Here is a 23289-nt window from a genome sequence, read left to right as displayed (position 1 = left end):
ATCACGGCCACCAGAATGCGTTCAGGCTGGCCACGCCTGGCTCGATCGAGGCCTCGCGCGGGAAGCCGAGCACGGCGATGCCGGCCGGCGGCATGCCGCGGTAGTCGCTGCTGGTGCCCTCGGTCATCAACGCCACCAGCCGCTCCAGGCCCGGGTTGTGGCCGACGATCAGCACCCGGTCGAGATCACGGCGGTCGTCCACCAATGCCGCCAGGGTGCCGGGGGTGGCTTCGTAGATGCGGTCTTCCAGGCGCTTTTCCACGTAACCGATGGTGCCGAGCACGGCTTCCAGCGTTTCGCGGGTACGCCGCGCCGGTGAGCACAGCACGCAGTCCGGCAGCAGGTTGTTCTCCTTCAGCCACTTGCCGGCGGCTTCGGCTTCGGCGAGCCCCACCGGCGACAACGGCCGGTCGAGGTCGGCCTGGCCGGGGGTAGCCGGTTCGGCATGGGCATGGCGCAGCAGGATCAGTTCACGCATCGCGGGTTTCCATGAAGAAGAGGATGCAGCAGGAAGAGTGACGCAGGCATCAAAGCTTGAGCCAGGACAGCAGCGGCTCCCAGTCGGCCTGATGCTCCCGCACCTGGGCCGAGCGGTAGTCGAACAGGCTGCGGCCGAGGCCGGTCATGACCACGTAGCTCTGGCTGTCACGCAGCTGCGCGACCACCGGGTACGGCCATTCGGCCAGCATCTGCAACGCCTGCTGCGAGGTCTGGGTCCAGGGCTTGGTGCGGTTGAGGACCAGCCCCACCGGCAGCTTGCGGCTGTGCACCCGCGGGTTCTGGGCCAGGCTGTTGAGGAAGCCGACGATGGCTTCGATGTCGAGCGCCGAGGGCAGCACCGGCACCACCACCGCGTCGGCAGCGTCAAGAAAATGGGGGATATCGTCGGCCAACGCACCCGCCGGTGCATCGATGATGACGGTTTCGGTGCCATCGGGCAGCTTCTGCGCCCACTGCTTCTTCCGATACACATCAATGGGGAGCACCGCGCTTTCCAGCCCGGCCCGCCGTTGCGCCCAGCGGGTGCTGGAGCCCTGAGGGTCGGCGTCGGCGATCACCGTGGCCCTGCCCTGCAATGCCGCGTACGCGGCCAGGTGGGTGGCGACGGTGGTCTTGCCCACCCCGCCCTTGGAACCGGCCACCAGGATCGTCTTCATGCCAGCCTCGCTTCCGGGTACGTGCCCCGAGCGTACACCGGCGGTGGTGACGGGAGGTAGCACCGCGCTGAACCTGCGGCCATCGCCTTTGCTATCGTGGCGCCCCCGAAGGATCGAACCGGCATGAGCGAGCTGCAGGACCTGAGCGCACTGATCCGCGCCAACACCCCCCTGATCGTGATCGAGACCCAGGACGAGGGTCGCATCGTCGACCTGTTCCGGCAGACGCTGATGCACGTCTGGCGGGCGCTGCACCGGTGGTCGATCACCGAGGGCCTGCGTCGCATCGACCTGGACAGCGAAGATCCGCCGGCCGGGCCACCCGACGCCAGCGCGGCCCTGCAGATGATCCGCCAGGCCGGGCAGCGCGGGGTCTACCTGCTGCTCGATTTCCACCCCTACCTGGGCTATGCCAGCCACCAGCGCGCCCTGCGCGACCTGATCCAGCGCCGCCACAGCGAACCGCACGTGCTGGTGCTGATCGGCGCCAAGGTCGAACTGCCGGCCGAGCTGGAAGCGCTGGCGGTACGCTTCAACCCGCGCCTGCCCGATGCCAACGCCCTGCTGAAGATGCTGCGCGAGGAGGCCGATGCCTACGCCCGCGAACACGGCGGCCGCCGCGTCGAAGTCGAAAGCGAGGCGGTGAAGAAAATCCTGAAGAACCTGCAGGGCCTGAGCCTGGTGGATGCCCGGCGCATCGCCCGGCAGCTGATCTACGCCGACGGCGCGCTGCGCGACGACGACCTGCCGCAGCTGGCACGGCTGAAGTTCGAGCTGCTCAACCGCAGCGGCCACCTGTTCTTCGAGCATGACAGCGCGCGGTTCGGCGACGTGGCCGGCGCCAACCGGCTCAAGCGCTGGATCAACCAGCGGCGTGTGGCGTTCATCGCTGGCTCGGCACCGGCCGGGCTGGACCCACCGCGCGGCATGCTGCTGCTGGGCGTGCAGGGTTGCGGCAAGTCGATGCTGGCTAAGGCCACCGCCGCCGGTTTCGGCGTACCGCTGCTGCGCCTGGACGTGGGCGCGCTGTACAACAAGTACCACGGCGAGACCGAGGCCAACCTGCGCCAGGCCTTGGCCTCGGCCGAGCAGCTGGCGCCCTGCGTGCTGTGGATGGATGAAATCGAGAAGGGCCTGGCCAGCGGTGGCGAGGACGGTGGCGTGTCACGCCGCGTGCTGGGCCATCTGCTGACCTGGATGGCCGAGCGCAAGGCACCGGTGTTCATCGTGGCGACTGCCAACCAGGTGCACGAGCTGCCTGCCGAGCTGCTGCGCAAGGGCCGCTTCGACGAGATCTTCTTCGTTGACCTGCCTTCGCCGGAGGTGCGCGTGGAACTGCTGCGACTGCATCTGGGTCGGCGCCAGCTCAATGCCGACGACTTCGCGCTGCCAGCGCTGGCGGCCGCGGCGAATGGTTTCTCAGGTGCGGAGATCGAGCAGGCGATCGTGGCCGGGCTGTATGCGGCGCACGCCGAAGGGCGGCCGCTGGATACCGAGCTGCTGATGAACGAGATCCGTGCGACGCGGCCGCTGTCGGTGCTGATGGCCGAGCAGGTCGAGGCACTGCGGGCATGGGCGTCGGGGCGGACGGTTTCCGCGGACGATTGAGGTTTCCAGCGAACGGCGCAGCCCCTCGTGGCTGGTCGCTGAAAGCAACAGCCGCAGTTGGCCGGGCGGGTAGGCCGCGCAGGGGACGCTGCAAGTACGTCCCTGTAAGCTCGGTCGCCGCATCCATGCGGCTCACGCCCCTGCGCAGCCTACCCACCCGGCCCCTGACAGTTTCCGGGGGCGATCAGCCACGTAGAAGAAAGAAGAAGAGCAAAAGCGCTTGGCTGGCTGCTTTTTGTAGAGCCGAGCCCACGCTCGGCTGCGCTTCGATCAGATATCGAATACTCGATTCCGATGCAGATTCATCCACGCATGGCGTGGATCTACCGTGTCGACCAAGGTCGACACCTACCAACAGCAGCGTTGAACCGTCAGAGGTGGGGCGGTGTGGGTTGGCAGGACCGTTGGCGCCATGGATGGCGCCATCGAGCCCCCAGGGACGGGTTTACGGCGTGTCCTGCCAACCCACACCGCCCCGCCATCCCGCGGATTGCCCGCTGTTGCTGTTGCTTCGGCTGTTGCTTCGGCTGTTGCTTCAGCTGTTGCCTCTGCGGGTGCCGGGTGCAACCCGGCCGAACCTCCTCCCTCAGGGCCAGGCAGGCGGTGCGGCCGCCCAGGCCTGCTGCACTTCGGCCAACGACGCGCGCTCATCCTCGCGCCACTGCGGCAGCAGCTGCGCGTAATTGGCACTGGTGCTCCATTGCGACGGCTCGGTACGCACTGCTGCGGCATACCACTGCACGGCCTCCTGTTTCTGCCCCATCCGCCATAGGGCCAGCGCGTACGTGGGTGGCACCCAGCTGGGCTTGCTGCGCGCATTGCCGGCCGACGACAACCATTGCTCCAGCGCCGCCTCCGGCTTGCCCTGGCGCAGCAGGTCCCAGCCATAGTTCCAACGCACGCTGCGGCCCGCGCTGCTCTGTGCCGGCGCCTCCTTCAGGGCCTCGCCATACAGCTGGTCGGCCAGCTCGGCACGGCCCTGGGTGCTGGCCACCGAAGCCAGCTGCACGGTGGCTTCCACCGCGCGCCGGCCGCGCTCGCGCAACCTCACCAGCTGGGTGACCAGCTCATCGCCCTCGCCCTGCATCGCCACCATCGGTGCCGCCGCCAGGTCGCTGTCAAAGTAGAACTCCTGTGGTGCCGGCATGGCCGGCGCGGCCCACGCCGTGGCCGCTCCCGAGGCCAGCAGCACGCTGGCCAGGATCTTTCCTGGAACTGACATCCCTTCTCCCCAGGCTGCACAACCGCAGCCTCCCTCTCTCGCCCCGATCCTAACCCCAGCAGCGGCGCGGGCGCGAGTGCCGGGCCCACCACGGCCCCGCTGCTACAATTCGCGCCTTTCCCGCCGCGTGCCCGCACGCGGCCGGTGCCAGCCGATCCTACCGGGCCAGCCATGACCAGTACCGCGCAACTCACTTCGCCCTCCTCCGCCGACCTGCTCGACCGTGATTACACGCTCGACCACAAGTACACCCGCAACGAGGGGCGGATCTACCTGAGTGGCGTGCAGGCGCTGGTGCGGCTGCCGCTGATGCAGCGCCTGCGCGATGCCGCCGAAGGCATCGACAGCGCCGGCTTCGTCAGTGGCTACCGTGGCAGCCCGCTGGGTGGCTTCGACCTGGAACTGTGGCGCGCGCGCAAGCATCTGGAAGCGGCCAAGGTGAAGTTCACCCCCGGCCTGAACGAGGACCTGGGCGCCACCATGGTATGGGGCACCCAGCAGACCAACCTGTTCCCCGGCGCCAACGTGCAGGGCGTGTTCGGCATGTGGTACGGCAAGGGACCGGGCGTGGACCGCTGCGGCGACGTGTTCAAGCATGCCAATGCGGCCGGCACCTCGCGCTATGGTGGCGTGCTGGCACTGGCCGCCGATGACCATGCCTGCCGCAGTTCGACCCTGCCGCATGGCAGCGAGGACGAGTTCGTCAGCGCGATGATGCCGGTGCTGAACCCGGCCGGCGTGCAGGACATCCTCGACATGGGCCTGCTGGGCTGGGCGATGAGCCGCTATACCGGCCGCTGGGTCGGCTTCAAGACGATCGCCGAGACGGTGGAATCGTCGGCGTCGGTGCAGGTCGATCCGATGGCGCGCCGCATCGTGCTGCCGGAAGACTTCGAGATGCCGTCGGGTGGCCTCAACATCCGCTGGCCGGACCCGCCGCTGGACCAGGAAATGCGCCTGCACCGCTATGCGGTGAAGGCCACGCAGGCCTTTGCCCGCGCCAACGGCATCGACAAGGTGGTGATGGATGCGCCGCGCGCGCGGCTGGGCATCGTCACCACCGGCAAGAGCTACCTGGACGTGCTGCAGGCGCTGGAGTACCTGGGCCTGGACGAAGCCGCGTGCGCCGACATCGGCATCCGCGTGTACAAGGTCGGCATGACCTGGCCGCTGGAACCGCAGGGCATCGCGCGCTTCGCGCAGGGCCTGGAAGACATCATCGTGGTGGAGGAGAAGCGTGCCTTCATCGAGCGCCAGATGAAGGAACAGTTCTTCAACTGGCCGGCCAGCTGGGGCCAGCGCCCGTCCATCGTCGGCAAGTACGACGAGAGTGGCGAATGGATCCTGCCGTCCACCGGCGAACTGACCCCGGCCACCATCGCCGGCGTGATCGGCCGCCGCATCCAGAAGTTCTTCAACAACGAATCCATTGAACAACGCCTGCAGTGGATGCAGCAGAAGGAAGCCGAGCTTGCGTTGCCGCGCGCCAGCTTCCCGCGCGTGCCGCACTACTGCTCGGGCTGCCCGCACAACACCTCCACCCAGGTGCCGGAAGGCTCGCGGGCACTGGCCGGCATCGGTTGCCATTACATGGTGACCTGGATGGACCGCAGCACCGACACCTTCACCCACATGGGCGGCGAAGGCGTGACCTGGGCCGGGCAGGCGCCGTTCACCGATACCCCGCACGTGTTCCAGAACCTGGGCGACGGCACCTATTTCCACAGCGGCTCGCTGGCGATCCGCCAGGCGGTCGCGGCCGGCGTCAACATCACCTACAAGGTCCTCTACAACGACGCGGTGGCGATGACCGGCGGCCAGCCGGTGGACGGCCCGCTGAGCGTGCCCGACATCGCACGGCAGATGCGCGCCGAAGGCATCCACACCATCGTGGTGCTGTCGGACAACATCGGCAAGTGGACCGGCCAGCGCGAGCACTTCCCCAGCGACGTGGAGTTCCACGACCGCAGCGAACTGGAGGAGGTGCAGAAGCGCCTGCGCGAAGTGAAGGGTGTTTCGATCCTGATCTACGAACAGACCTGCGCCACCGAGAAGCGTCGCCGCCGCAAGCGCGGCAAGCTGGAAGATCCGCAGAAGCGGGTGCTGATCAATTCGCTGGTCTGCGAGGGTTGCGGCGACTGCGGCAAGAAGAGCTTCTGCGTGTCGGTGCTGCCGAAGGAAACCGAGTTCGGGCGCAAGCGCGAGATCGACCAGTCCAACTGCAACAAGGACTATTCGTGCGTGAACGGCTTCTGCCCGAGCTTCGTCACCGTACACGGTGGCCAGCCGCGCAAGGGCAGCAAGCGCGATGCCTCCACGCTGCTGGACAATCTGCCGGCACCAGCCATCCGCGGCACGCTGGAACAACCCTGGAACATCCTGATTACCGGCGTCGGCGGTACCGGCGTGGTGACCATCGGTGCACTGCTGGGCATGGCCGGCCACCTGGAAGGCAAGGGCGCGACCGTGCTCGACCAGACCGGCCTGGCGCAGAAGGGTGGCGCGGTGACCACGCACATCCGCATCGCACGCCGCCCGGATGACATCCACGCCGTGCGCATCGCCGCCGGTGAAGCCGACCTGGTGCTGGGCTGCGACATGGTGGTGGTCAACGACTACTGGGCGCTTTCGAAGGTGCGCGCCGGCCGTTCGCAGGTGGTGCTGAACACCTACGAAGCGATGCCGGGCACGTTCACCACCCGTCCGGACATGCAGTTCCCCGCCGCCGACATCATCGCCGGTGTGCGCGTAGCCCTGGGCGGCCAGGAGCCGCTGCTGCTCGATGCCACCCAGCTGGCCACCGCGCTGCTGGGCGATGCCATCGCCGCCAACCTGTTCATCCTCGGCTACGCCTGGCAGCAGGGCCTGGTGCCGCTGTCGTTCGAGTCGCTGATGCGCGCCATCGAACTCAATGGCGCCGCCGTGGCGATGAACCAGCAGGCCTTCGCCTGGGGCCGCCTGGCGGTGGTCGACCCGCAGGCCGTACAGCAGGCCGCCGGCCTGGTGCACAACCGCCACACCGATACCGAGTCCACCCCCGGCCCGCTGCACCCGCTGCCGCCGGGCGAGTGGGAAGGCAATGAATGGGGTGCGACCGCGGCACCGCGCAACACCGGCGACGAACGCGAGCTGCGTGGCCTGCCCTCGCACGGTGGCGACGTGGCATTCCTGCCGCTGGACGACGCACGCCTGTCGCGTTCGCTGGACGAAATGATCGAGCGTCGCGCCGCCTTCCTGGTCGATTACCAGGACGCTGCCTATGCCAAGCGCTACCGTGATCTGGTGGCACGCGTGCGCGCCACCGAGGCCGAGCGCATCGGCGGTTCCACTGCGCTGACCGAGACCGTCGCCCGCTACCTGTTCAAGCTGATGGCCTACAAGGACGAGTACGAAGTGGCCCGCCTGTACACCAGCGGTGACTTCCAGCGCCGCCTGCAGCAGCAGTTCGAGGGCGATTACCAGTTGCGCTTCCACCTGGCGCCGCCGCTGTTCGCGAAGAAGGACGAGCAGGGCCGGTTGCTGAAGAAGGAATACGGCCCGTGGATGTTCAAGGCCTTCGGCCTGCTGGCCAAGCTGAAGTTCCTGCGTGGCGGCCGCCTGGATGTATTCGGCCGTACTGAAGAGCGGCGCATGGAGCGCCAGCTGATCGCCGATTACGAAGCGACCGTGCAGCTGCTGCTGGATGGCCTGGAGGACGGCCGCCTGGCCCTGGCGGTGGAGATCGCCAGCGTGCCCGAGCACATCCGCGGCTTCGGCCACGTCAAGGAAGCGCACTACGAACAGGCCAAGGCGCGCGAGGCTGCCCTGCTGGCGCAGTGGCGAAACCCGAAGGCGCTGCATATCGTGCAGGTGGCTTGACGCGGCGCTGCGTCATGGAAAGGCAACCTATAGGTTGCATAGCGATATAGCAATCGATAGGTTGCCTCCTCAGCGAGAAAGCGATAGGTTGCTTGTCGTAAAGCAACCTATCCTTTGCGTACGCGTTGGCGTACGGTCATCTTTCCTTGAGGACTGCCGGTATGGACAGGCCGCTGCACACAGTGAGGACAGCCCAACAACTTGCGCCCCTGATGCGTGCTTTCCGGCGCCAGGCGGGCCTGAGCCAGGCTCAGCTGGCGGAGCGACTCGGGATCAGCCGCCAGGCAGTGGGCGCGCTGGAACGCGACCCTGCATCGGCAAGTTTTGAACGCCTGATGCGGATCTGGGCGGTGCTGGGTCTGGAGGTCAGCCTCCAGCAACGAAGTCCCCAGGAGAACACGTCGTCATTGGAGTGGTGAGCCATGGGTACGCTGCAGGTCTGGATGAATGGTGTGGAAGTCGCACTTTGGGATGATGTCCGGAACGGGTCATCCCGGTTGTCGTATGTCAGCCAGTGGATCAGCTCGCCCCAGTCCCGACCGTTGTCGCTCTCTCTACCCCTGCTCCCAGATGGCGAGAGCCATCGGGGCAACGTCGTCAACGACTACTTCGATAACCTTCTTCCCGATAACGTCGCCATACGCAACCGGATCCGCGACCGGTTCGCCACGCGCGGCAGCGATACGTTCGATCTTCTTGAAGCCATTGGACGGGATTGTGTCGGCGCAGTGCAGCTGTTGCCGCCAGCGCGTCCACCCGAAGACATCCAGCAGATCACGTGCGAGGTGTTGGACGAAGCAGGTGTCGCTACGATCCTGCGTCAGGTGACGACAGGGAACCTGCCTGGCGCACCCAGCCGTGATGATGCATTCCGCATTTCCATCGCCGGTGCGCAGGAAAAGACCGGTCTTCTGCTGCATGCTGGCAAATGGTGCATTCCTACCGGCAACACACCATCCACTCACATCTTCAAGCTGCCGCTTGGCATTGTTGGCAACATGCGGGCAGACATGCATCAGTCCGTGGAGAATGAATGGCTGTGCATGCATCTGCTTTCCGCCTTTGATATCCCCGTGGCCGAGACGCAGATGGGCCGCTTCAACGACCAACGTGCTCTCATTGTCGAGCGGTTTGACCGTCGCCTGTCTGCCGACCGCCGGTGGTGGCTGCGACTGCCACAGGAAGACATGTGTCAGGTCTTTGGTCTGCCGGCTGCCAGAAAGTATGAATCCGATGGCGGCCCCGGTATCGTTCCGATCATGGATCTGCTTCGACAGTCCGAACACCCCGAGGATCGCGCGATCTTCTTCAAGACGCAGATTCTTTTCTGGATGCTGGCCGCAACCGACGGCCATGCCAAGAATTTCAGTGTTCACCTGGAAGCCGGTGGACGCTTCCGCCTGACGCCCGTCTACGACGTGCTGTCGGTATATCCCATCCTCGGCAGGGGACCCAATCAACTCGATCCACGAAACGCACAGCTCGCCATGGCCGTACATGGCAAGAACCGCCACCGGAAACTGCACCTTGTGCGACGGCGGCACTGGAATGAAACCGCGCGCGCCTGCGGCGTTGCCGATGGTGCAGAACCATGGATCAAGACATTGATCGCGGCCGTCGAGCCCGCCATCCAGCAGGTCACCCGTCAGCTCCCGGATGACTTCCCCTCAAACGTGTCCGAACCGATTTTCAACGGACTTCGTGCTGCGGCAGCACGCCTTTCCAGCATGGCCCCCGAGGCTTGATCACCCCAACCGCCACAGCAGGAGGCGGTTGTTGGCCGGCATCACCACGTCGCGCAGGCGGGTGAAGCCGTTGTCCTCGGCCAGCGCCTGCACGGCTTCCACATCGCGTATGCCGCTGCGCGGGTCACGTGCCTTCAGCCACGCATCGAACTGCGCGTTGCTGTCGCTGGTGTAGCGGCCGCCGTAGTTGAACGGGCCGTAGACCGCCAGCAGCGCACCGTGGCGCAGCAGCGGCGGCAGCGCGGCAAACAACGCCTGCACGTGCTCCCAGCCCATGATGTGCAGGGTATTGGCAGTGAACGCCGCATCGAACGTGCTGCCCTGTGGCAGGCTGAGCCCGGGCGCCGGTGGCAGTTCCACCTGCAGCGCCGCCGGCGGCAGCAGGTTCAGCAGCGCCGCCTCGGCGCGCCAGGCCTCGATGCCGGGCAGATGGTCCGGGTGATCGCTGGGCTGCCAACGCAGCCACGGCCAGCGCTCGGCGAAGAAGGCCGCATGCTGGCCGGTGCCACTGCCGATCTCCAGCACCCGATGGCGGTCGCCCATCCACGGGTCGAGTGCGGTGGCGATGGGTTCGCGGTTGCGCTCGCAGGCTTCTGAATACGGCTTGCTCGACATCAGGACGGGGTCCGGGCGGGGTCGACCCCATTGTGCACGAGGGGGTGTTGCTCGGCAGGGCTTGCAGCCCTGCACCCGCAGGAGCCGGAGCCGGAGCCAGAGCAACGTCAAAAGCGGGCTTTCCGTGGGATGGCGGGGTGGGTCCGATTGAGGGGGACGCTGCAAGTACGTCCATGTAAGCTCGGTCGCCGCATCCATGCGGCTCACGCCCCCTCAACCGGACCCACCCGCCTTCGACAGTTGGCCGCGATCTGTCGGAAACACTCTTGGGGTCAGATCCGTTTTCCGCAGGAAAACGGATCTGACCCCGAATTTCATTCGATATCTGACAGATGTGCCGACCAACGGTCGGCACCCACCAACAGCCACCGGCCAGCTGTCAGAGGTGGGGCGGTGTGGGTGGGCAGGACCGTTGGCGCCATGGATGGCGCCATCGAGCCCCCAGGGACGGGTTTACGGCGTGTCCTGCCCACCCACACCGCCCCGCCATCCCTCAGCAAGTCCGCTGTTGCTGTTGCTGTTGCTCCGGCTCTGAGCAGGTGCAGGGCGCAGCCCTGCCGAAACACCCCCAACCATGACTGCAGTCACTTGTCCCCACGCCCCGCGCTGGCGAAAGTCGAGGAGTTGACGTGATCGGTCCGGCCCATTGCCAACCGCACGCAAGCGAGAGAGAGAAACGCTGTGCAACGACGTGAGTTCCTGGCTTTTTCCGGTCTGGGCCTGGCGGGCCTGCTGCTGCCGCATTCCCGTGCCATCGCCGCCGAGCAGCTGCTCGCCCCGGTCGATACCGCCCAGCGCAGGCGCCTGGCGGACGTGGCGCTGGCCGCCGCACGCACCGCCAAGGCCAGCTACTGCGATGTCCGCATCGGCCGCTATCTCAACCAGTCGGTCATCACCCGCGAACACCAGGTCGGCAATGTGACCAACCGCGAGTCGTCCGGCGTGGGCGTGCGCGTGATCGTCAACGGCGCCTGGGGCTTCGCCGCCACCCATCAGCAGACCGAGGCCGCCGTGCGCGCCGCAGTCGAGCAGGCGGCCGCGATCGCACGCGCCAACGCCAGCATCCAGACCCGGCCGGTGCAGCTGGCGCCGACGCCGTCGGTCGGCGAGGTGCGCTGGCAGACCCCGATCCGCAGGAACGCAATGGCGGTGCCGATCCAGGACAAGGTCGAACTGCTTCTGGCGCTCAACGCCGCCGCGCTGAATGCGGGTGCCGACTACATCAATTCCACCCTGTTCCTGGTCAACGAACAGAAGTACTTCGCCTCCAGCGACGGCTCGTTCATCGACCAGGACATCCACCGCATCTGGCTGCCGTTCACCGCCACCGCCATCGACAAGGCCAGCGGCAGGTTCCGTACCCGCGCTGGCCTGTCCTCGCCGATGGGCATGGGCTACGAGTTCCTCGATGGCGATGCGAGTGGCAAGGTGCAGCTGCCCGGCGGCATCACCGCCTACCGCGATTCCTACGACCCGGTCGAGGACGCCATCGCGGCCGCCCGCCACGCGCGCGAGAAGCTGAAGGCGCCGTCGGTAAAGCCCGGCAAGTACGACCTGGTGCTGGACCCGTCCAACCTGTTCCTGACCATCCACGAGAACGTCGGCCACCCGCTGGAGCTGGACCGCGTGCTCGGCTACGAAGCCAACTACGCCGGCACCAGCTTCGCCACCCTGGACAAGCGCGATGCGGGTTTCCGCTGGGGCAGCGACATCGTCACCTTCTTCGCCGACAAGACCCAGCCGGGCAGCCTCGGCGCCGTCGGCTACGACGATGAAGGGGTGAAGACGCAGCGTTGGGACCTGGTGCGCGACGGCATCCTGGTTGACTACCAGGCCACCCGCGACGAGGCCCATATCCTCGGCCGCGATGCATCGCATGGCTGCAGCTATGCCGATTCCTGGTCCAGCGTGCAGTTCCAGCGCATGGCCAATGTCTCACTGGCACCGGGCAAGCAGCCGCTCAGCGCCGAGGACATGATCAAGGACGTGGAGAACGGCATCTGGATCCACGGCCGCGGTTCGTATTCGATCGACCAGCAGCGCTACAACGCGCAGTTCGGCGGCCAGCTGTACTACCAGATCAAGGACGGAAAGATCGCCGGCATGGTCGAGGATGCGGCCTACCAGATCCGAACGCCGGAATTCTGGAATGCCTGCACCGCCATCTGCGATGAACGCGACTTCCGCCTGGGCGGTTCGTTCTTCGACGGCAAGGGCCAGCCCGGCCAGGTCTCGGCGGTCTCGCACGGTTCGTCCACCACCCGCTTCAACGGCATCAACATCATCAACACCGCGCGCAGTCTCGGCGCTTGAGCCACCCATCCTTCGACATGGAGAGCAGCCTTGCAAAGACGTGACTTCCTGGCCCTGACCGGGCTTACCGCGGGCGGGCTGATCGTGCCCTCCTTCTTCGGCAAGGTGATCGCCGCCGAACAGCTGCAGAGCTCGCTGGACCTGGGGCTGAAGAAGCGCCTGGCCGATGCGGCGCTGGCCGCCGCCCGCCAGGCCGGTGCCACCTACTGCGACGTGCGCATCGGCCGCTACCTGCGGCAGTTCGTGATCACCCGCGAGGACAAGGTGCAGAACGTGGTGAACACCGAGTCCACCGGCGTGGGCATCCGCGTGATCGTCAACGGTGCCTGGGGCTTTGCCGCCACCAATGCGCTGGGTACGGCCGATGTGGCCAAGGCCGCGCAGCAGGCGGCGGCGATCGCCAAGGCCAACGCCGGCGTGCAGACCGCGCCGGTGCAGCTGGCCAAGGCGCCGGGCGTCGGTGAGGTGAGTTGGCGCACGCCGATCCGCAAGAACGCGATGGAGGTGCCGATCAAGGACAAGGTCGGCCTGCTGCTGGACGTCAACGCTGCGGCGATGGGTGCCGGTGCCAGTTTCGTCAATTCGATGCTGTTCCTGGTCAACGAGCAGAAGTACTTCGCCTCCACGGACGGTTCCTACATCGACCAGGACGTGCACCGTATCTGGGCGCCGATGACGGTCACCGCCATCGACAAGTCCAGCGGCAAGTTCCGCACCCGTTCGGGCCTGTCCTCGCCGATGGGCCTGGGCTACGAGTACCTGGATGGCGCCGCCGCAGGCAAGGTGGTCGGCCCCAATGGCGTGGTCAACTACAGTTCTTCCTACGACATGAAGGAAGACGCCATCGCCGCTGCCAGGCAGGCGCAGGAAAAGCTGAAGGCACCGTCGGTGAAGCCGGGCAAGTACGACCTGGTGCTCGACCCGTCGCATACCTGGCTGACCATCCACGAATCGATCGGTCACCCGCTGGAGCTGGACCGCGTGCTTGGCTACGAGGCCAACTACGCCGGCACCAGCTTCGCCACCCTGGACAAGCGCGAACAGCATTTCCAGTACGGCAGCGAACTGGTCAACATCTTCGCCGACAAGACCCAGCCGGGCAGCCTCGGCGCGGTGGCGTACGACGATGAAGGCGTGAAGTGCAAGCGCTGGGACCTGATCAGCAACGGCAAGCTGGTGGACTACCAGACCATCCGCGACCAGGCCCACATCCTCGGCAAGACCGAGTCCGACGGCTGCTGCTATGCCGACTCGTGGTCCAGCGTGCAGTTCCAGCGCATGGCCAACGTGTCGATGGCACCGGGCAAGAAGCCATTGAGCGTGCCGGACCTGATCAAGGACGTGGAGAACGGCATCTACATCATCGGTGATGGTTCGTTCTCGATCGACCAGCAGCGCTACAACGCGCAGTTCGGCGGCCAGCTGTTCTACGAGATCAAGAACGGCCAGATCACCCGCATGCTGGAAGACGTGGCCTACCAGATCCGCACGCCGGAGTTCTGGAACGCCTGCACCGCCGTGGCCGACGAGCGTGACTACCGCCTGGGCGGTTCGTTCTTCGACGGCAAGGGCCAGCCGGGCCAGGTCTCGGCGGTCTCGCACGGTTCGTCCACCGCGCGCTTCAACGGCATCAACGTCATCAACACCGCACGCAGCCTCGGCTGATCGGTCAGGAGCCCTTACACCATGAGTATCTTCACCGAAGCCCAGGCCAAGGCCATCCTCGACAAGGTCATCGCCCTGTCCAAGGCCGACGAATGCACCGCCGTGCTGGCCGGCGCGATCGACGGCAACATCCGTTTCGCACTGAACAATGTCTCCACCAGCGGCATCGTCGACAACACCGAACTGGCGGTCACCGTTGCCTTCGGCAAGCGCGTCGGCACGGCCTCGATCAACGAGTTCGACGATGCCGCGCTGGAACGCGTGGTGCGCCGTGCCGAAGACCTGGCCCGCCTGGCCCCGGAAAACCCGGAGTTCATGCCGGCCATCGGCAAGCAGACCTACCGCGCCAGCCCAACCTTCAGCGAATCCACTGCCGCGATCGATCCGGCGTTCCGTGCCAAGGTTGCCGCAGATTCAATCGCGCCGTGCCGTGGCCATGGCCTGATCGCCGCCGGCTTCCTCGAAGACGGCCAGGGCTTCCAGGCCACCGCCAACAGCAACGGCAACTTCGCCTACCAGCGCACCACCAACTTCAATTACACCTGCACCGTGCGCACCGAGGATGGCCGTGGTTCGGGCTGGGTCGGCCGCAACCTGAAGGATGCGGCTGACTTCAAGGCGGACCAGGACATCCGCATCGCCATGCGCAAGGCCACCGAATCGGCCGAAGCCAAGGCGCTGGAACCGGGCAAGTACACGGTGATCCTGGAGCCGGCTGCGGCGGCCGGCCTGATCAGCTTCATGATGAACTTCTTCAGCGCACGCTCGGCCGATGAAGGCCGCAGCTTCCTGTCCAAGAAGGGCGGCGGCAACAAGCTGGGCGAGCAGGTCTACGACCCGCGCGTGACCATGATCGCCGACCCGTGGCACCCGGACGCACCGGTGCTGCCGTGGGACAACGAGGGCCTGCCCCGCGAGCGCATGGCCATCATCGAGAACGGCAGGATCGCCAACCTGGACTACTCGCGCTTCTGGGCGCAGAAGCAGGGCAAGACCGCCAAGGCGTCGCCGGGCAACCTGCTGATGAGCGGTGGCGACAAGAGCACCGCCGAACTGGTTCGCGGCACCCAGAAGGGCATCCTGGTCACCCGCACCTGGTACATCCGCATGGTCGATCCGCAGACCGTGCTGCTGACCGGCCTGACCCGCGATGGCACCTTCTACATCGAGAACGGCCAGATCAAGCATCCGGTGAAGAACTTCCGCTTCAACGAATCGCCGGTGATCATGCTCAACAACATCGAAGAGCTGGGCAAGCCGGTGCGCGTGGCCGGTGATGAATCCAGCTACGTGATGATGATCCCGCCGATGAAGCTGCGCGATTTCACCTTCACTTCGCTGTCCGACGCGGTCTGATGGATCGCCGGGCCTGCCTGCGCTGGTTGGCCGCTGCCGCTTCGGCGGCGGCGCTGCCAGCCTGGGCACAGGCAGGCCCGCGCAGTTCGCGCTACGACTTCTGGTTCACCCGCCTTCAGTACGACTCCGGTGACTGGGACGTGGACGCGCGCATGCCGTCCAACCTGATCACCTCGCTGATCGACTACACCTCGCTGCGCGTGGACCCACAGGAACACGTGGTGGCGCTGGCCGACCCACGCATGCTGGAAGCGCCGTTCTGCTACCTGGCCGGGCACACGCTGGTGGAGTTCAACGCCGCCGAGCGGCAGAACTTCGTGCGCTACGTGCGCAATGGCGGCTTCGTCTTCGTCGACGACTGCAACCACGATATCGACGGCCTGTTCGCTACCTCGTTCGAGGCGCAGATGGGTCGCCTGTTCGGGCCCAGGGCATTGCAGAAGCTGCCCAACAGCCACCCGCTGTACCGCAGTTTCTTCCGCTTCCCGGATGGCCCGCCTGCCACCAGCTTCGAACTCAACGGCTGGGGCGACGACCTGGTGCACGACTACCTGAAGGGCATCGAGGTCGACGGCCGCCTGGGCCTGCTGTACAGCAACAAGGACTACGGCTGCGAGTGGGACTACGACTGGCGCAACAAGCGCTTCCTGGCCGAAGACAACACCCGCTTCGGCGTCAACATCGTGATGTACGCGTTGAACAACTGATAGGACCTGCACGCCCATGACCTCCCCCGACCTCGATTCCCTGCTGCCGCGCCTGGATGAGCTGCGCGCCGCGCTCGCACGCGCAGTAGTGGGCCAGAACACCGTGGTCGAGCAGCTGCTGATCGGCCTGCTGGCCGGCGGCCACTGCCTGCTGGAAGGCGCACCCGGGCTCGGCAAGACCCTGCTGGTGCGCTCGCTGGGCCAGGCACTGGAGCTGCAGTTCCGGCGCGTGCAGTTCACCCCCGACCTGATGCCCAGCGACATCCTCGGCACCGAGCTGCTGGAGGAAGACCACGGCACCGGCCATCGCCACTTCCGCTTCCAGCAGGGCCCGATCTTCACCCACCTGCTGCTGGCCGACGAACTCAACCGCACCCCGCCCAAGACCCAGGCCGCACTGCTGGAAGCGATGCAGGAGCGCACGGTCAGTTACGCCGGTACCACCTACGCGCTGCCCGCGCCGTTCTTCGTGCTGGCCACGCAGAACCCGATCGAGCAGGCCGGAACCTACCCGCTGCCGGAAGCGCAGCTGGACCGCTTCCTGCTGCACGTGCTGGTGGATTACCCCAGCGAAGACGAGGAACGGCAGATCCTGGAACAGACCACCGGCGGTGCCACCGACGCGGTGCCGAAGGTGATGGATGCCGACGCGGTGATCGCGCTGCAGGCCGCGGTGCGCCAGGTGCATGTCAGCCCGGATGTGCTGGCCTGGATCACCCGCCTGGTGCGCGCCAGCCGGCCCGGCGACGGTGCTCCGGCGGCGATCAACCAATGGGTGAAGTGGGGCGCCGGCCCGCGTGCCGGCCAGTCGCTGGTGCTGGCAGCGAAGGCACGCGCACTGGTGCAGGGCCGTTTCGCCGCCACCCGCGAGGACGTGCAGGCGCTGGCCGCGCCGGTGATGCGCCATCGCCTGCTGCTGTCGTTCGCCGCCGAGGCCGAGCAGAAGCGTGCCGACGACGTGGTCGCCGCGCTGCTGCAGGCCGTGCCCTTCCCGGGTTGAGCCACGCGTGAACGCAGGTACGCCGTTGACCCTGCCGCCGGAACTGCGTGCGCGCCTGCGCCTGCTGCGGTTGCGGCCGCGCCTGGCCAGCGGTGCCAGTGGCATCGGCCAGCACGCCAGCCGCAGCCGCGGTGCCGGCCTCGAATTCGCCCAGTACCGTGCCTACGAACCGGGTGACGAACTCCGCCAGATCGACTGGAAGCTGTATGCACGCTCGGACCGCTTCTTCGTGCGCGAGTCCGAACGCGAAAGCCCGATCACGGTCTGGCTGCTGCTCGATGCCACCGCCTCGGCCGGCCAGGCGGATCGCGCGGCACCGCAGCACTCGCGTCTGGACCATATGCGCGGAGTGGCCGCGTGCGTGATTGAGCTGGCCTTGCAGCAGGGTGACCGTTTCGGCCTGCTGGCAATCAATGGCGATGGCCTGCAGCTGGTCCCCGCGGCGAACGGCGCGCGCCAGCGTGATCGCGTGCATCTGCAACTGCACGCCCTGCAGGCGCGCGGCGCCTGGCCTGCGGCCGATCGCCTTCGGCCGCTGTGGGAGCGCGTGCGCCCGGGCGACCTGCTGCTGGCAATCGGTGATGGCTTCGACGACGCCGGCATCGTGCTGCTGGAACAACTGGCCAGCGCGCGCCGCGAAGTGGCACTGCTGCAGATCCTCACCGCCGACGAGCGCGACTTCCCATTCGACGTCGGCCACCGCTTCCGCGACCCGGAGACCGGCGAGGAACTGCTGGGCGATGGCGCGGCGATCCGCGCTGACTACCTGCAGCGCTTCGCCGACGCACGCAGCGCATTGCATGCGCGCCTGCAGGCCAACGGGATTGCCAGTGCCACCGGCTGGCTGGACCAGCCGCTGGACCAGGCGCTGCAGGCGCTGTTTGGCCGTGGGGGCGATGCATGACCCTGCTGTTCCCGCTCGGCCTGGCCGCGCTCGCCGCAGGGTTGCTGCCGCTGCTGATCCACCTGGCCCGCCGCCATCCGTACACGCCACTGGATTTCGCCGCGCTGCGCTGGCTGCGCGCGCAGATACGGCCACGCCAGCGCATCCGCTTCGATGACTGGCCGTTGCTGCTGGTGCGCCTGCTGTTGCTGGCCGCACTGGCCCTGCTGCTGGCACGACCTGTGTTGACTGGCCCGACGGCGCCTCCCGCTGCATGGACCGTGGTAGCGCCGGGACTGGATGCTACGACCCTGCATGGAACGGCCGAGGATGGCAACTGGCACTGGCTGGCACCCGGCTTCCCCGCCATTGATCAGGCACCCCCTGCAGCCACCGCCTCCCTACCCAGCCTGCTGCGCGAACTGGACGCGCAGCTGCCCGTCGGCACCGCATTGACCGTGCACGTTCCCGATCCCCTGCCCGGCCTGGATGGTGCCCGCCTGCAGCTGTCGCGCGACGTGCAGTGGCACACGCAGCCGATGCCGGTCACTGCGCAACCGAGTGCCGCGACGTCGCCGCGCCTGCGCGTGCACAGCGATGCTTCGGCCACTGCCCAGCGCTGGTTGAACGCACTGCAGCGCGCGTGGGGCGTGCAGGCACCGCTTGCTCCGCCGCCGGCGGATGCCCTGCCGGAGCGCGGCGAGATCGGCGTGTGGAGCCGCAGCGATGCACTGCCGGCGAACTGGCAGGCGTGGCTGCGCGGCGGCGGTCGTGTCATGACTGCCGGCAAGCCTGCTGCCAGCGCCCGCATCCTGCTGCGCGATGCCGAGGGCGCACCGCTGCTGTGGCAGCAACGCATCGGCCACGGCTATCTGCTGGCGCTGCCGGGTGGCTGGAATGCCGCCAGCAACCCTGCGCTGCGCGATCCGCGCCTGCCACGTGCCCTGCTGCTGGCGCTGCAGCCGCCTACGGCCCCGCGCCTGGGCGATGCACGTGACCAGGCACCGCAGCGGGCCGCATTGCCTGCTGCAACACCACCGCTGCGTGAGCCCACGCCTTGGCTGTTGCTGGCCGTCGTGCTGCTGTTCGCGCTGGAACGCTGGATGGCCAGCAGCGCCCGGCGCAGGGTGGCCGCATGAACACCCTGCAGCACGCCTGGCAACGCGCACGCCGCCGCCGTGCGCTCATCACCCTGCTGTTGGGCCTGCCATGGGCGCTGGCCGCCACGGTGCTGGCCCTGCGTCTGGCAGGCTTCGATACCGCCTGCGTCGTCGGCACGGTCAGTCTGCTCGCGTGTGCGGCCTTCGCCACTGCGCATGTCCGCCAGCTGGACCGGCAGTGGCTGCAGCGCCAGCTCGATGGCAGCGGTGCCAGCGAGGACAGTGCCGATCTGCTGTTCGCCGATGCCGCCACGCTCAATCCGCTGCAGCAGCGCCAGCGCACGCATGTGCTGGCCATGCTGGAACGCGCGATGCCGGAGCTGCGTCCACGCTGGCCGCGTGGGGCATTGGCGCTGTGCTGGATCGCAGGCCTGGCCATTGTTGTGCTGGCATTCGGCTGGCCACGTTCCGGCCCCGGCTCCGTGCCTGTCCGCACGCCGGTGCCTGGCAGCGCTGCTGCTGCGGGCCCGCTGCGCCTGCAGTCCACCCGCCTGCGCATCGACGCGCCGGCCTATACCGGCCAGGCCACGCTCACCCAGAATGCGCTGGATGCGAAGGTTGCCGCCGACAGCCGGCTGTCCTGGTCCCTGCGCTTCGATCGCGCCCCGGACAAGGCGTGGCTGCAGTTCCACGATGGTCGCCGCTTGCCACTGATCGAGCGCGAAGGACAGTGGCAGGCGCAGGATGTGGCACGTATGCCGCTGCTGTACCGCGTGGTGAGCGAACCGGCGCTGGCAGAGACCCGCCTGCATCGGCTGGATGTGGTGGCCGACCGTGCACCCAGCGTGCGCGTACTGGAGCCCACGGCCAGCCTGGTGCTGGGCACGCCGGGGCAACGGCAGTGGGCACTGCGCTTCGAGGCCAGCGACGATTACGGTGTCGCGGCGCAGGCAACGCTGTCGATCACCACTACCCAGGGCAGCGGTGAGAACATCACCTTCGTAAAGCGCAGCGTCACGCTTGCCGGCAGCGGCGAAGCCACCGCGCGGCGTTTCGCCCACACCCTTGATCTGGCTGCGCTGGGCGCGCAGCCTGGCAACGATGTGATCGCCCAGCTGGAAGTACGCGACAATCATGCACCCACGCCGCAGACCGGGCGCAGCAGCAGCGTGATCCTGCGCCTGCCCAGCGCCGAAGTCGCGCTCGGTGCAGAGCTCGAGGGCCGCATCAAGAAGACCCTGCCTGCGTATTTCCGCAGCCAGCGGCAGATCATCATCGATGCCGAAGCGCTGATCCGGCAGCGACGCAGCCTGGCCGCCGAGGACTTCGTGAAGCGCAGCGATGCGATCGGTGTCGACCAGCGCATCCTGCGCCTGCGCTACGGCCAGTTCCTGGGCGAGGAAAGCGAAGGTGCGCCGAAGCCGCCGCCGACCAGCGACCTGCCCACCAGCGATGCGCCGACCGCAGACGGCCACGACGACGATCACGAGCACGACCATGGCGCGCAGGCCGGTGCGCAAGACGACCATGGCCACGATCATGGCAGTACAGCCAACGCAGATATCCCGCCGGTGTTCGGCAGCGAGACCGACGTGCTTTCCGAATACGGGCACACCCATGACCACGCCGAGGCGACCACCCTGCTCGATCCGCAGACCCGCGCCACGTTGAAGGCCGCGCTGGATCAGATGTGGTCGGCCGAAGGCGAGCTGCGCCAGGGCCGCCCGGAGCAGGCGCTGCCATTTGCCTACAAGGCGCTGGGCTTCATCAAGCAGGTGCAGCAGGCCGAGCGCATCTACCTGGCCCGGGTCGGGCCGGAGCTGCCACCCATCGATGAAAGCCGCCGGCTGGGCGGTGATCGCGCCGGACTGGCCAGTCGTGAACTGCCGTTGGCCGCGCGAACCCCGCTGGACCCGGCCATCGTTGAAGCCTGGCAACGCCTCGGTGATGACAACGGCGCACCGGATCTCGATGCGCTGGCGGCCTGGCAGCAGCGCAACGCCGCCTACCTGCCCGATGCACTCGATCTGGCTGCGGCCATCGAGCAGCTGCGCATCGAGCCCGACTGCGGCGACTGCCGCCAGCGCCTGCGCGCACAGTTGTGGCGGGCGCTGCAGCGTCCGCTGCCACAGGCGATGCGGCGCAGTGCCGCCGATGCGATGGGCCAGCGCTACCTCGACGCGCTGGAGGCGCAGCCATGAACGCCTCCGCTGTGAACCTGTGGATTGCACCGGCACTCGCCCTGATCGTGGTCATCGCCAGCGTGCGCCAGCTGCGTGCGGACACTGCGCACCCTGGCCACCGGTGGGTCGTGATCGCACTGCAGATCGTCGTCGCCACGCTGCTGTATTTCTGCCTGGCGCCCCCCACCCGCCAGCAGCCCGCAGGGGGGCTGGTCGTGCTTGGCGTCGATGCCGGCAAGGCCGGCACACTCCCGGCCAGCGAAGGCCCGCTGTTGCTGTTGCCGGAAGCTGCCGATGTGCCCGGCGCACAGCGCGTACCCGACCTGGCCACCGCGCTGCGCCAGCATCCGGCCGCCACGCTGACGCTGGTCGGTGCGGGCCTGGTCGCACGTGACCGCGACGCGGTGCTGCCGCCGGATGTGCGTTGGCAGGCTGCACCGGAGCCGCGCGGCTGGATCGCGCTGCAGCCGCCGGCCGATGTCGCACCCGGTGCCCGCTTCGACGTGCTGGCGCAGGCGCGTGGCGCGGCCAAGGCGAAGGCCGAACTGCTCGACCCGGCCGACAGCGTGGTCGATCGCACGGACGTTGCCGACGACGGCCGCGTGCAGCTGAGTGGTGTCGCCCGCGCCGAAGGCCGCAGCGTGTTCCAGCTGCGCCTGCTCGATGCCGACGGCCATGTGGTGGACAGCGTACCGGTGCCGCAGCAGACCCTGCCGTCCGCACCGCTGCGCCTGCTGGTGCGCGCCGGCGCGCCGGGTCCAGAGCTGAAGTACCTGCGGCGCTGGGCAGCCGATGCAGGCATCCGTGTGCAGGTGCAGGCGGATACCGGGGCCGGACTCAGCATCGGCGATGGCGCGGTGTCGATCGATGCAGCATCGCTCACGCGCAGCGATCTGTTGCTGCTGGACGAGCGCAGCCTGGCGGCATTGAGTGCGGGCCAGCTGGCCGCCGTGCGCCAGGCGCTGCGCGATGGACTGGGCGTGCTGGTGCGCAGTGCGGGCGCACCTTCGGCCAGCGCGCGGCAACGCCTTCGCGATCTGGGCCTGCCAGTGCAGGGTGATGGCAGCAGCCACCCCCTCGAACTTCCCGGCGATGGCGAAAGCGCGGTCCTCGCCGCACGCCGTGGCCCGCTCGCCGCTGGCACATTGCCGACCGGCTACGGCGAAGAGGCCGACCGCAGCTCGCACAGTGCCGCGCTGTCTTCGCTGGAAGCACTGGCGTTGCAGGCGCCGGGCAGCAACGCGCTGCTGCACGATCGGGGCGGTCAGGCCGTCGGCGGCTGGCGCGCGGTCGGCAAGGGCCGCATCGGCCTGCTGCCGCTGACCGACAGCTGGCGCTGGGTGCTGGCAGGCCGCGATGACCGCCACGGCGAACTGTGGAGCGACGTGGTTGCCACGCTGGCACGCGCGCAGGGCAGCGGTGATGCGCTGTGGTCACCACAGCCCATCAGCTGGGCAGGCGAACGGCAGGCGCTGTGCGGCGTGCAGGCGCCGCTGCAGGCCTTCAACCTGCGTGGCGACAGCGTGGCGCTGATCGCCGATGGTGCAACGTCGGCGCTGCGCTGCGCCGGCTGGTGGCCCCGTGAGGCAGGCTGGCAGCGCCTGCAGCATGGCGACAGCATCGTCTGGCGCTATGTGTTCGACCCAAAGGACGCCGCTGCACTGCATCGGCAGGCGATGATCGATGCGACCACGCAGGCGTTGGCCTCCAGCACGTCGGCGAACGCGTCGGTGATGCAGCCCGTGCCGGGCTCACGCTGGCCGTGGTGGCTGGCGTTCGTGTTGTGCGCATCGCTGCTGTGGTGGCTGGAACGGCGGCGCTGACCCGGGGTCGGATCCCTTTCGCCCGCGAAAGGGCTCTGACCCCCTCCGTCAGGC

General features: G+C 67.6%; 17 protein-coding genes. 13 read left to right on the top strand and 4 right to left on the bottom strand.

Annotated features, from left to right (window positions below; genetic code table 11):
• Nucleotide 1: 1 nt before the first annotated feature.
• Nucleotides 2-478 carry a SixA phosphatase family protein gene (locus AC5P67_RS15635; RefSeq protein WP_005407539.1) on the bottom strand — a complete coding sequence of 159 codons (477 nt, stop codon included), beginning with the start codon at nt 476-478 and terminating at the stop codon, nt 2-4.
• Nucleotides 479-527: 49 nt separating this feature from the next.
• Complete coding sequence (locus tag AC5P67_RS15630; protein WP_005407538.1) at nt 528-1157, bottom strand: nucleotide-binding protein; 630 nt, start codon at nt 1155-1157, stop codon at nt 528-530.
• A gap of 123 nt (nt 1158-1280) precedes the next feature.
• Here AC5P67_RS15630 and AC5P67_RS15625 point away from each other — a divergent pair, with 123 nt between their 5' ends.
• Nucleotides 1281-2765: an AAA family ATPase gene (locus tag AC5P67_RS15625; protein ID WP_012478719.1), complete on the top strand. Its 1485-nt coding sequence runs from the start codon at nt 1281-1283 to the stop codon at nt 2763-2765.
• 586 nt (nt 2766-3351) lie between these two features.
• Here the strand turns inward: AC5P67_RS15625 and AC5P67_RS15620 are convergent.
• Nucleotides 3352-3987, bottom strand: a complete 636-nt coding sequence (locus tag AC5P67_RS15620) for a tetratricopeptide repeat protein (RefSeq protein WP_005407536.1) — start codon at nt 3985-3987, stop codon at nt 3352-3354.
• Nucleotides 3988-4158: 171 nt separating this feature from the next.
• Between AC5P67_RS15620 and AC5P67_RS15615 the strand changes: the two genes are divergently transcribed.
• From AC5P67_RS15615 to AC5P67_RS15605, 3 genes are all read left to right on the top strand, one after another.
• Nucleotides 4159-7845 (top strand): indolepyruvate ferredoxin oxidoreductase family protein, encoded by a 3687-nt coding sequence (locus tag AC5P67_RS15615; RefSeq protein ID WP_495214887.1) that lies wholly within the window; start codon nt 4159-4161, stop codon nt 7843-7845.
• A gap of 161 nt (nt 7846-8006) precedes the next feature.
• Nucleotides 8007-8264 carry a helix-turn-helix domain-containing protein gene (locus tag AC5P67_RS15610; protein WP_005407534.1) on the top strand — a complete coding sequence of 86 codons (258 nt, stop codon included), beginning with the start codon at nt 8007-8009 and terminating at the stop codon, nt 8262-8264.
• 3 nt (nt 8265-8267) lie between these two features.
• The gene (locus AC5P67_RS15605; RefSeq protein ID WP_012478717.1) at nt 8268-9590 is read left to right on the top strand and encodes a type II toxin-antitoxin system HipA family toxin; all 1323 of its coding nucleotides are present in this window, start codon (nt 8268-8270) and stop codon (nt 9588-9590) included.
• On the opposite strand, the gene AC5P67_RS15600 is transcribed toward AC5P67_RS15605, so the two are convergent.
• Nucleotides 9591-10205, bottom strand: coding sequence for a DUF938 domain-containing protein (locus AC5P67_RS15600; protein WP_049397989.1), 615 nt, complete (start codon nt 10203-10205; stop codon nt 9591-9593).
• Nucleotides 10206-10886: 681 nt separating this feature from the next.
• On the opposite strand from AC5P67_RS15600, the gene AC5P67_RS15595 reads away from it, so the two are divergent.
• From AC5P67_RS15595 to AC5P67_RS15555, 9 genes are read left to right on the top strand one after another with little or no spacing between them, the layout of a single operon-like run.
• Nucleotides 10887-12518: a TldD/PmbA family protein gene (locus tag AC5P67_RS15595; protein WP_049395460.1), complete on the top strand. Its 1632-nt coding sequence runs from the start codon at nt 10887-10889 to the stop codon at nt 12516-12518.
• Nucleotides 12519-12548: 30 nt separating this feature from the next.
• Complete coding sequence (locus tag AC5P67_RS15590) at nt 12549-14183, top strand: TldD/PmbA family protein (RefSeq protein ID WP_005407530.1); 1635 nt, start codon at nt 12549-12551, stop codon at nt 14181-14183.
• Between the two features lie 21 nt (nt 14184-14204).
• The gene (locus tag AC5P67_RS15585; protein ID WP_005407529.1) at nt 14205-15539 is read left to right on the top strand and encodes a TldD/PmbA family protein; all 1335 of its coding nucleotides are present in this window, start codon (nt 14205-14207) and stop codon (nt 15537-15539) included.
• Nucleotides 15539-16246 carry a DUF4159 domain-containing protein gene (locus AC5P67_RS15580; protein ID WP_005411842.1) on the top strand — a complete coding sequence of 236 codons (708 nt, stop codon included), beginning with the start codon at nt 15539-15541 and terminating at the stop codon, nt 16244-16246. The genes AC5P67_RS15585 and AC5P67_RS15580 overlap by 1 nt, the downstream gene beginning before the upstream one ends.
• A gap of 16 nt (nt 16247-16262) precedes the next feature.
• The gene (locus AC5P67_RS15575) at nt 16263-17246 is read left to right on the top strand and encodes an AAA family ATPase (protein ID WP_329754796.1); all 984 of its coding nucleotides are present in this window, start codon (nt 16263-16265) and stop codon (nt 17244-17246) included.
• 7 nt (nt 17247-17253) lie between these two features.
• Nucleotides 17254-18150 (top strand): DUF58 domain-containing protein, encoded by an 897-nt coding sequence (locus AC5P67_RS15570; protein WP_049395464.1) that lies wholly within the window; start codon nt 17254-17256, stop codon nt 18148-18150.
• The gene (locus AC5P67_RS15565) at nt 18147-19268 is read left to right on the top strand and encodes a BatA domain-containing protein (RefSeq protein ID WP_065183488.1); all 1122 of its coding nucleotides are present in this window, start codon (nt 18147-18149) and stop codon (nt 19266-19268) included. Before AC5P67_RS15570 ends, AC5P67_RS15565 begins: the two co-directional genes overlap by 4 nt.
• Entirely contained in the window at nt 19265-21430 is a 2166-nt protein-coding gene (locus tag AC5P67_RS15560; RefSeq protein ID WP_329754797.1) for a hypothetical protein, read from the top strand. The genes AC5P67_RS15565 and AC5P67_RS15560 overlap by 4 nt, the downstream gene beginning before the upstream one ends.
• The gene (locus AC5P67_RS15555) at nt 21427-23235 is read left to right on the top strand and encodes a hypothetical protein (RefSeq protein WP_495214882.1); all 1809 of its coding nucleotides are present in this window, start codon (nt 21427-21429) and stop codon (nt 23233-23235) included. Before AC5P67_RS15560 ends, AC5P67_RS15555 begins: the two co-directional genes overlap by 4 nt.
• Nucleotides 23236-23289 lie beyond the last annotated feature (54 nt).

It is taken from the genome of Stenotrophomonas sp. YJH_SMC_21 (assembly GCF_059369555.1).
This window is presented reverse-complemented; position numbering and strand designations above follow the sequence as displayed.

Excerpts from the sequence above, each read along its gene's own strand:
- AC5P67_RS15615 (WP_495214887.1), top strand. The coding sequence starts at position 4,159 with ATGACCAGTACCGCGCAACTCACTTCGCCCTCCTCCGCCGACCTGCTC.
- AC5P67_RS15560 (WP_329754797.1), top strand. The coding sequence starts at position 19,265 with ATGAACACCCTGCAGCACGCCTGGCAACGCGCACGCCGCCGCCGTGCG.
- AC5P67_RS15575 (WP_329754796.1), top strand. The coding sequence starts at position 16,263 with ATGACCTCCCCCGACCTCGATTCCCTGCTGCCGCGCCTGGATGAGCTG.
- AC5P67_RS15610 (WP_005407534.1), top strand. The coding sequence starts at position 8,007 with ATGGACAGGCCGCTGCACACAGTGAGGACAGCCCAACAACTTGCGCCC.
- AC5P67_RS15600 (WP_049397989.1), bottom strand. The coding sequence starts at position 10,205 with ATGTCGAGCAAGCCGTATTCAGAAGCCTGCGAGCGCAACCGCGAACCC.
- AC5P67_RS15555 (WP_495214882.1), top strand. The coding sequence starts at position 21,427 with ATGAACGCCTCCGCTGTGAACCTGTGGATTGCACCGGCACTCGCCCTG.
- AC5P67_RS15580 (WP_005411842.1), top strand. The coding sequence starts at position 15,539 with ATGGATCGCCGGGCCTGCCTGCGCTGGTTGGCCGCTGCCGCTTCGGCG.
- AC5P67_RS15605 (WP_012478717.1), top strand. The coding sequence starts at position 8,268 with ATGGGTACGCTGCAGGTCTGGATGAATGGTGTGGAAGTCGCACTTTGG.
- AC5P67_RS15585 (WP_005407529.1), top strand. The coding sequence starts at position 14,205 with ATGAGTATCTTCACCGAAGCCCAGGCCAAGGCCATCCTCGACAAGGTC.
- AC5P67_RS15565 (WP_065183488.1), top strand. The coding sequence starts at position 18,147 with ATGACCCTGCTGTTCCCGCTCGGCCTGGCCGCGCTCGCCGCAGGGTTG.
- AC5P67_RS15630 (WP_005407538.1), bottom strand. The coding sequence starts at position 1,157 with ATGAAGACGATCCTGGTGGCCGGTTCCAAGGGCGGGGTGGGCAAGACC.
- AC5P67_RS15625 (WP_012478719.1), top strand. The coding sequence starts at position 1,281 with ATGAGCGAGCTGCAGGACCTGAGCGCACTGATCCGCGCCAACACCCCC.
- AC5P67_RS15620 (WP_005407536.1), bottom strand. The coding sequence starts at position 3,987 with ATGTCAGTTCCAGGAAAGATCCTGGCCAGCGTGCTGCTGGCCTCGGGA.
- AC5P67_RS15635 (WP_005407539.1), bottom strand. The coding sequence starts at position 478 with ATGCGTGAACTGATCCTGCTGCGCCATGCCCATGCCGAACCGGCTACC.